8 protein-coding genes are annotated in these 7,321 nt (G+C 58.1%); 1 reads left to right on the forward strand and 7 read right to left on the reverse strand.

Translation table 11 applies throughout. The annotated features are described in order from the left end of the window. Positions 1–7: 7 nt before the first annotated feature. The 4 genes from AC09SL_RS17420 to AC09SL_RS17435 all read right to left on the reverse strand — a co-directional run bounded on the left by AC09SL_RS17420 (position 8) and on the right by AC09SL_RS17435 (position 4,154). On the reverse strand, positions 8–529 hold the full coding sequence (locus AC09SL_RS17420; protein ID WP_058542499.1) for an arsenate reductase (azurin) small subunit: 522 nt from the start codon (positions 527–529) through the stop codon (positions 8–10). Between the two features lie 185 nt (positions 530–714). After that, positions 715–957, reverse strand: a complete 243-nt coding sequence (locus tag AC09SL_RS17425; protein ID WP_058542498.1) for a thioredoxin family protein — start codon at positions 955–957, stop codon at positions 715–717. A 22-nt stretch (positions 958–979) separates the two neighbouring features. Then, positions 980–2,422: a permease gene (locus AC09SL_RS17430; RefSeq protein ID WP_058542497.1), complete on the reverse strand. Its 1,443-nt coding sequence runs from the start codon at positions 2,420–2,422 to the stop codon at positions 980–982. Between the two features lie 154 nt (positions 2,423–2,576). Then, a complete protein-coding gene (locus AC09SL_RS17435) occupies positions 2,577–4,154 on the reverse strand; it encodes a lactate dehydrogenase (protein WP_231139253.1) in 1,578 nt (525 codons plus the stop codon). Positions 4,155–4,362: 208 nt separating this feature from the next. Between AC09SL_RS17435 and AC09SL_RS17440 the strand changes: the two genes are divergently transcribed. Then, on the forward strand, positions 4,363–5,403 hold the full coding sequence (locus AC09SL_RS17440) for a zinc-dependent alcohol dehydrogenase family protein (RefSeq protein WP_058542496.1): 1,041 nt from the start codon (positions 4,363–4,365) through the stop codon (positions 5,401–5,403). Positions 5,404–5,528: 125 nt separating this feature from the next. Here the strand turns inward: AC09SL_RS17440 and AC09SL_RS17445 are convergent, their stop codons facing one another. The 3 genes from AC09SL_RS17445 to bamA form a co-directional block, all read right to left on the reverse strand. Beyond that, the gene (locus AC09SL_RS17445) at positions 5,529–5,615 is read right to left on the reverse strand and encodes a small membrane protein YohP (RefSeq protein WP_442087941.1); all 87 of its coding nucleotides are present in this window, start codon (positions 5,613–5,615) and stop codon (positions 5,529–5,531) included. 81 nt (positions 5,616–5,696) lie between these two features. Next, on the reverse strand, positions 5,697–5,960 hold the full coding sequence (locus AC09SL_RS17450) for a hypothetical protein (protein WP_003203536.1): 264 nt from the start codon (positions 5,958–5,960) through the stop codon (positions 5,697–5,699). Between the two features lie 154 nt (positions 5,961–6,114). Then, a partial coding sequence (bamA, locus tag AC09SL_RS17455; RefSeq protein WP_479571953.1) for an outer membrane protein assembly factor BamA occupies positions 6,115–7,321 on the reverse strand: 1,207 nt, incomplete at its 5' end.

Raw genomic sequence — 7,321 nt, forward strand, 5'->3', positions numbered from 1 at the left:
AATCTCCTTATGAAAGGAGGTTGGACTGACGTCCGTAGATCAACCCTTCGACGGCAACTGCACGTACCGAATCGTCTTTGGGGTTGTACTCAAGCACGATGCTTGGCAAGTTCTCAGTGGCCTGCCCGGAAACCATCTGGCCAATATTCTCAGGGTCGAACAGGCTGAAATGGCAGGGGCATTTGAACACCTTTTGTCCTGGGTCGTAGGCCACTGGACAGCCCATGTGCGTGCACAAGGTGCTGTAGGCCACGATGTCGCGCTCCGGACCGACCCCCCCTGGAACGGGAGCGCCCATCTTGATCAATGCGCAAGGTGATGCCGCGTCGGGATAAGAAAACAGGACGGGTGTATTGACCGGCAAATCCTGCGCTTTGGCGAGCGCGTTCATGGGGTAGGGGAGATTGACTCGTCCCTCTGCCGTTGGCTTGGGTGTCGCGGCTTGTGTGAGTTTGGGCAGACCTATCGCCACGCTTGCAGCAATGCCGCCTCCTGCTTTTAGCAAGAGCCTTCTGGATATCGATGTCATTTCCGCCTCCACATTGCGCTTGCGATGCAGTCGGCCCCCACCTCTGTCGTCAGCTGCTTTTACTTCAATTTAGTGAGCGTAGTAGACCGCTCGGTTGTTTGGCCCTAATGGCTTGAATAACCCTCTATTTCGTCCGGTTTTGTCGACATTTCCGACTGACGGGATGCCAGGCCGTTGTGACCTTGTCATTGCGCCGTCGAAATCCAGCCCTGGATATCCGCAACCGTCGGAATCTTCCCGCTGCTTACAACCTTCTCGTTGATCACCAGCGCCGGCATGGAGAGGACGTCATAAGTGATCATCTTGCCCATGTCGGTGATTTTTTCGAATTCGGCCTGGATACCCAGATTCTGCGCGGCTTGACGGGCCACGGCCTCCAGTTTCCTGCAGTTGGCGCACCCTGAACCGAGGATTTTGATGTTCAGCATTGGAAGCTCCCGAGTGTGAAAGTCAGCTTGCTGTTTGTTTACGCTGAAAACGGATCAACTGGAAAATCGCAGCGGTCATGGCCAGCAAGACCGCCACGCCCGCACCCAGGGTCAGCCAGCCGGTGCCATCGACCCAGGCACCGTAGAGCAGGCCTGCCACGATGCTGAATGCAGCGACCAACCCGACATAGGCGGCGGTCTTCTTGCGACCCATCACCGCCGCCACCATGAGCATGCTCTGCAAGCTGAGTTCCGGATCTGCCATCAGGTAGGCCAAGAGCGGGCCAGGATGCATGCCCAGATCAAGGAACATGCGTGCGACGGGTACTTCAACCAACGTTGGGAAGTACATGAACACGCCGAACCCTACTGCCGTGGCATTGGCGGGCACTGAATTGCTGCCTGCCAGGCTTTCAATCCATTCGGGTCGAATCACCTGGCGAACCATGCCGACGATGAAGACACCCACCACCAGCACAATGAATATCTGCTTGACGAAGCGCCAGGCTTCCCACAGCCAGCTTTGCCAGTCTTCGGCTGGCAGTTTTCGGGCAAAGTGCCAAACGGACAACAGGGCCAATGCGACACCGAACACGCGACCGGTGAAGATGAAAACCAAGGTGCCAGGTTCTGGCGTCAGGCGCATCGAGGCAATCAGCAAAGTACTCGCGGCCAGGCCCAGTGCAACCCATGTCCAACCATTGGCACCTTCGGTGATGTTATCCAGGCCACGCTTGGCCGTGGCGGCAATCATCAGGAGCAGGACGATGAGTACAGACCCTTGCAAGCTCACGCCTTCCTCTCCTTTGCTGGCGTCATAGGGAACCCATTCAAACAGGGTGTCTTGCCACGCTTGGGCCCAGGACAGCGGGACTTCGATGCTGATCAGGCCTGCGGTCAAAGGCCACAGTTGCAAGGTGCCCGCGATCAGCAGGACTACCAAAGACAGCAGTATGCCCAGGGCAGGCCCGCCAATGCGGGCCTTCTCTGCGAACAAGGCATCTGCCTGTGCATCGTGGGCCAGGTCGTCTTTCCAGAACAGAGTCGCCATTATCAAGCCAATACCGATGCCGAAGATCAGGCACAGGATCAAACGGGCGATTGCAAACTCCGCTCCCAGAATGTTGCCGGTATAGGCGAGGGCCATGATATTTCCTGCCGGGGCAAAAAATAGAAAGGTGATCGCCGGACCGATACCCGCGCCTTTGCGGTACACGCCCGCGAACAAAGGAACAATCGTGCAGGAGCAGACGGCAATCAATGACCCGGCCAGTGCCGCCGCAGGGTAGGAAACATAGACAGGTGCATGTCGACCCAGCCAGTGCGTGATGCTGGCTTTAGGAATGAGTGCTGCCATGGCCCCGGCAATGAAAAACGCTGGCAACAGGCAGAGCAGGACGTGAGCGGCCAGGTAGGAAGCCAGACTGCCAGCTCCACCATTGGCTAACTTGAGCAGGAGGTCCATGGCAAACCCTGGAGCAAGATCATTGAAAGTCGAGTTTCAAGGTATTTGCTGTGCGCTGAATGGGCTTGACGTAGATCAGTTGCATGCAGAAAAACTTTGCGTAATTTGCCAGATATTGCCCGGCGCCGAGGGCGGCTCATGGCAATCTGGTGTGTCAGCGCGCCAGCGCCGAAGGGTTTTCCTGCAGCAGCACCGAGTTGTGCAGGGTAGCGAGCGCTTCCTTCAATAAGGATTGTTCCTGCGCATCCTTGGATTTCTTGCTTTCCTTGGCGGCGTATTCCAGCAATACCAAATGACTGCGGCTGGTTGAAGCCTCCTTCGGCACCACTGTCTCTTCAACCATTTTGCCCATGACGTACTGTTGTGTCCGTGTGTCCTGGCTGGCGTTTTGCGTGACGGAGGCTCTGGTCAGCCGGCCGTCCTTGTAGGCGAGGCTGGCCGAGCTGCTGGCCTTGTCATTCACTTCTACGTAGCGATAGTTCTGCGAGTCGGGAGTTGTGCCGAGCACGGGTGCTTTCCCGCCCTTCAGGCTCTTGTGATAACTGGCCGATAGACTCGATTGCTGGACTTGATCGATGCTGCGATTGCGCATGATGGAGCCTTTGACGAGCGTTTTTTGCGACAGGTTATAGGCAAAGCTATCGACTTCAGACAGGCGCATCGGGTTGGACGCGTTGTGGGTCTGAGTGATGGATGCCTCGAAGTCTGCCAGTCCGGTCAGCAGCCCTTTGTCCGCCGCGTTACGGGTCAGTGGCTCTGTGGGGGTAGCGCCCTGTGGATAGTGGCTGTTCATGGCGCTGAAGGCGTCCTTGAACATCTCCATCAGGGCTGCCTTGGCACTGCCACGCTCCTGCACCCGATCAAACTGGGCAAGGTAGCTGTTCAGTGCGTTGGCCTGTTGCTTGGCATCGCCCAGGATTGCGCTGTTCTTCAGATCTACGCTCAGGTTCAATTCGCCATCCGGACCACGCATTTGCGTGGTCCGGCTCTGGCTGTCGGCGCGGTAGGCGAGGGTCAGGTCCTCACCGTCCATGCCCTTGAGCTTGGCGTTCAGGTCGATGGAGGCCAATACGCTGGAGTCGAACTGCGTCAGCTTGCCCAGGTCGAGCTTGGGAGGCTCGGCGGTCAACCCATCGACAGCGGCCTGGAAGGCACTGCCCAGAACGCCAATCGCCTTGAGTTCGTCCTCGCTCAGCGGGCCACCGTCTACCGTGGCCTGAACGCCAAGTCCATCGTCCTGGCTGGTCAGGCTGAAGGTGACCGTCTTGCCGCTGGCGGTCTTGATGCTGAGACTGATCAGGTTGTCGGCTTTATTGTGCAGCAGCGTCTGTTCGGATTTTATCTCGGCGGCGTTATGAGCCTTGTCCTGGGTGGTATGGAACACTGACTGGGAAATGCTCGAACCACTCTTGGCGAACTGCTCCACCAGGGCCGCACCCAGGCCTTGGAAGCGGTTGGCGATCGACAGCGACCTGGGGTTGGTCCCCATGACGCGAGTGACGGCATCCTGACTTGTCTTTTCCCAGACACGAACAATCTCCTGGCCAGGCAGTTGCCCGAGTCGGGTGTAGGTCTGTGATTCGACATCGACCCCGGGGTTGCCCAGGCTGACAGTTGCCGATGGTCGAGCCGGCAAGGCATCAGCACTCTCGATTACCGTTGCAGGCGATGACGCAACGGCGGAGCGAGTCTGGATGGCAATAGCAGAGCTGATCGGGGATAGGGTAGTCATGACAGTCCGTGTCGACAGAGCAGGGTTACGCCCAATGTAGTGAATCCACCGTTCGATTGAAAGCGTGGATGTTGAAATAAGTGGCAGAGAGCCATGATGCAATGTCAGGCAGGGGCGGATCAGTGCTGCGTGATCAAGCCGTCTGATAGTAGATTGAGCCCAAGCCGCTTGATCCTGTATGGCGCTTATCCAAAGTAGAGGGATTCTCATGAAAGCCGTAGTTTACGAAGCCTTTTCCCAACCCCCGCGCTTGATGACCGTCGAAGACCCGACCCCCGAGCGTCACGGTGTGGTTGTTCAGGTCCTCGGCACGGGTGTATGCCGAAGCGACTGGCACGGCTGGAAAGGTCATGATCCTGACATTCAACTGCCTCATGTGCCCGGTCACGAATTGGCAGGGATCGTGGCTGAGGTCGGTAAAGAGGTCACAAGATGGAAGGTGGGCGATCGCATTACCGTTCCTTTTGTAGGTGGCTGCGGGGCTTGCCCGCAATGCAATAGCGGCAACCAGCAGGTGTGCCACAGCCAGTTTCAGCCGGGCTTCACCCATTGGGGTTCTTTCGCCGAGTATGTGGGGATTCACAAGGCGGATCTGAACCTGGTCGCGCTACCTGAAAACATGGATTTCGCCACGGCGGCGAGCCTGGGCTGCCGCTTCGTCACCTCGTTCCGCGCGGTGGTCGATCAAGGCAAGGTCACGGCGGGCCAGTGGGTGGCGGTTCATGGCTGTGGCGGTGTGGGGTTGTCCGCGGTGATGATCGCCAACGCTATCGGGGCGAACGTGATCGCCATCGATATCGCGGACGATAAGCTCAAGCTTGCCCAGTCGCTGGGTGCCGTCGCGACGGTCAACGCAAGCCAGGTGGCGGATGTCACCGAGGCGGTACTCGAGATTACGAAGGGCGGCGCTCATGTTTCGCTGGATGCCCTGGGCCATCCAACCACCTGCTTCAACTCCATCAATAATCTGAGACGGCGCGGCAGGCATGTCCAGGTCGGTTTGATGCTGGCGGACCACAGCACGCCGGCGATCCCCATGAGCAAGGTCATTGCCTATGAGCTGGAGATATGCGGCAGCCATGGCATGCAGGCTCACCGTTACGGCGCGATGATGGAAATGATCACGTCCGGCAAGCTTGCGCCTGACAAACTGGTGGGCAAGACCATCAGCCTCGAACAATCGATCGATGCGCTCATGAACATGGACCGGTTTGACACGGCAGGGGTGACGGTTGTAACGCAGTTCTAGGCGTTCGCCGCCAACCGAACGAGGCTGCGATCTTTCCCTACCACTTGAGTCCCAAGCGAAAGATCAAAAGATCGCAGGCTCCGCCAGCTCCTACAGGGCCAGGCCAAAGATCGCCGCTACCACGCTTAAAAAATGAACTTGAACAGCGCAATCACCACGATCAGGCCAATCAGGAAAATGATGCCTACGGTACCGCCAAGGAATTTCAACATAAGAACGCTCTCATCGGATGGGCTTAATCGTCTAGACCGCTACCGATAACGCTCGTTTCGTTGAATATTCATTCGTGGTGATCAATGAACCGCAAAGGACCTTGGCACCGGCACATGCTCGAATTTTGAAATGGTCTTGATCCAGTAGCGGCGATAGTCCGTCTGGTCCGGCGCCAGCGGTTTGTGGCTGGACCAAGGATGTTTCTCCTTCAGGCTGGCGCGGTACGCTTCCCATTCCTTCTGTTCGGCCACTTCCCGGGCTTTGCTCCGGTCATCGAACCAGCCCAGGACGTAAGCTTCGCCCTGGTCCGTGCCGTGCGCTATCAGCAAATAAATCTCTGTCATGACTGACCTACCGTTCTGTCCTGCGCCCCCGGTTGCGGGGTCTTATCCTGGGTATCGGCCGTTATTCTCCTTTTTTGAGATTTATTGATGAGCTGCGTTTATTGCGGATCTGGGCGGTGAGGAGCAACCCCTGCTCATGACTGACCCCACCCGCTTAAAACGTTTGCCCCAAGGAAAACTGAAACACCTGCGTATCCGCGTTCTCAGGCGTGCGTACCGGAAAGGCCACGTTGGCGCTTAACGGGCCCAGTGGGCTATACCAGGTCACCCCGACCCCCACCGAACTGGCCATCTGGCTGAGATCGACCCCGTCGCATCCCTGGGTGGTGCTCAGGTAGCACTTGTCGGAGTAGACGCTGCCGACGTCCCAGAACACCGAGGTGCGCAGCGATTTGTTGTCTTTGATGAAGGGCAGTGGGAACAGGTATTCCACGCCGCCGGTGATGAGTATGTTGCCGCCCAGTGACTCGGTGTCCCGGTCGGAGTAATAGGCTTGGCCGGCGCTGGCGTAGGTGCCGGTGGCCGGTGTGTTGCGCGGGCCGAGGGTGCCGCTTTCAAAGCCGCGCACCGAACCTTCGCCACCGGCGGTGTAGTTTTCATAGAACGGCAGGCCGTCGGTCGAGCCGTAGCTGTTGCCGTAGCCGAGTTTGGTGTGCAAGCGCAGCGAGGTGGCGTCGCTGACCGGCAGGAACGTCTGCCCGGTGTAGTCGATCTTGTAGAAGCTCAGGTCGCTGCCGGGCACCGTCGCCATCAGGTTCAGGCTTTGCGAATGCCCACGGGTGGCCAGCACGCCCTTGTTCAGGGTCGATTCGGACCAGCCGAGGTTGGCCTTGAAGTTGGTGAAGTCCTTGCCTTCGCGCTCGATGAAATCGTAGATCTCATCGGCGCTGTAGGTCCCTGGTTCGATGCTGTCATGTTGCACCGTCACGCCGAAATTCAACCGTGAGGTTTCGTTGATCGGGTAGCCGAGGGAGGTGCCGGCGCCATAGCTATTGATGGAATAGTACGAATTATCGTCGTCGTAGTATTCGTTGTAGTCGGTGGCGTTGTAGAAGGCGTTATAACCCAGGCTTACGCCGTCCGGGGTGAAGTAGGGGTCGGTAAAGCCGATGTTGTACTTGCTTTGGTAGGACGAGCGGGTCAGGCCCAGGCTGGCGTAGTTGCCGGTGCCGAGAAAGTTGTTCTGGGTGATCGAGCCGCCAAGGATCAGGCCGGCGCTTTGCGAGAAGCCGACGCTGGCGCTGATCGAGCCGGAAGCCTGCTCTTCGACGCTGTAGTTCACATCGACCTGGTCATCGACGCCCGGCACGGCCGGGGTCTCGACGTTGACTTCCTTGAAGAAGCCCAGGCGCTCCAGGCGC

The sequence above is a fragment of the Pseudomonas sp. PF05 genome (genome assembly GCF_056521845.1).

What these genes read in the sequence shown, in the direction of transcription:
- AC09SL_RS17420 (WP_058542499.1), bottom strand. Translation starts at nt 529, where the DNA reads ATGACATCGATATCCAGAAGGCTCTTGCTAAAAGCAGGAGGCGGCATT.
- AC09SL_RS17425 (WP_058542498.1), bottom strand. Translation starts at nt 957, where the DNA reads ATGCTGAACATCAAAATCCTCGGTTCAGGGTGCGCCAACTGCAGGAAA.
- AC09SL_RS17430 (WP_058542497.1), bottom strand. Translation starts at nt 2,422, where the DNA reads ATGGACCTCCTGCTCAAGTTAGCCAATGGTGGAGCTGGCAGTCTGGCT.
- AC09SL_RS17435 (WP_231139253.1), bottom strand. Translation starts at nt 4,154, where the DNA reads ATGACTACCCTATCCCCGATCAGCTCTGCTATTGCCATCCAGACTCGC.
- AC09SL_RS17440 (WP_058542496.1), top strand. Translation starts at nt 4,363, where the DNA reads ATGAAAGCCGTAGTTTACGAAGCCTTTTCCCAACCCCCGCGCTTGATG.
- AC09SL_RS17445 (WP_442087941.1), bottom strand. Translation starts at nt 5,615, where the DNA reads ATGTTGAAATTCCTTGGCGGTACCGTAGGCATCATTTTCCTGATTGGC.
- AC09SL_RS17450 (WP_003203536.1), bottom strand. Translation starts at nt 5,960, where the DNA reads ATGACAGAGATTTATTTGCTGATAGCGCACGGCACGGACCAGGGCGAA.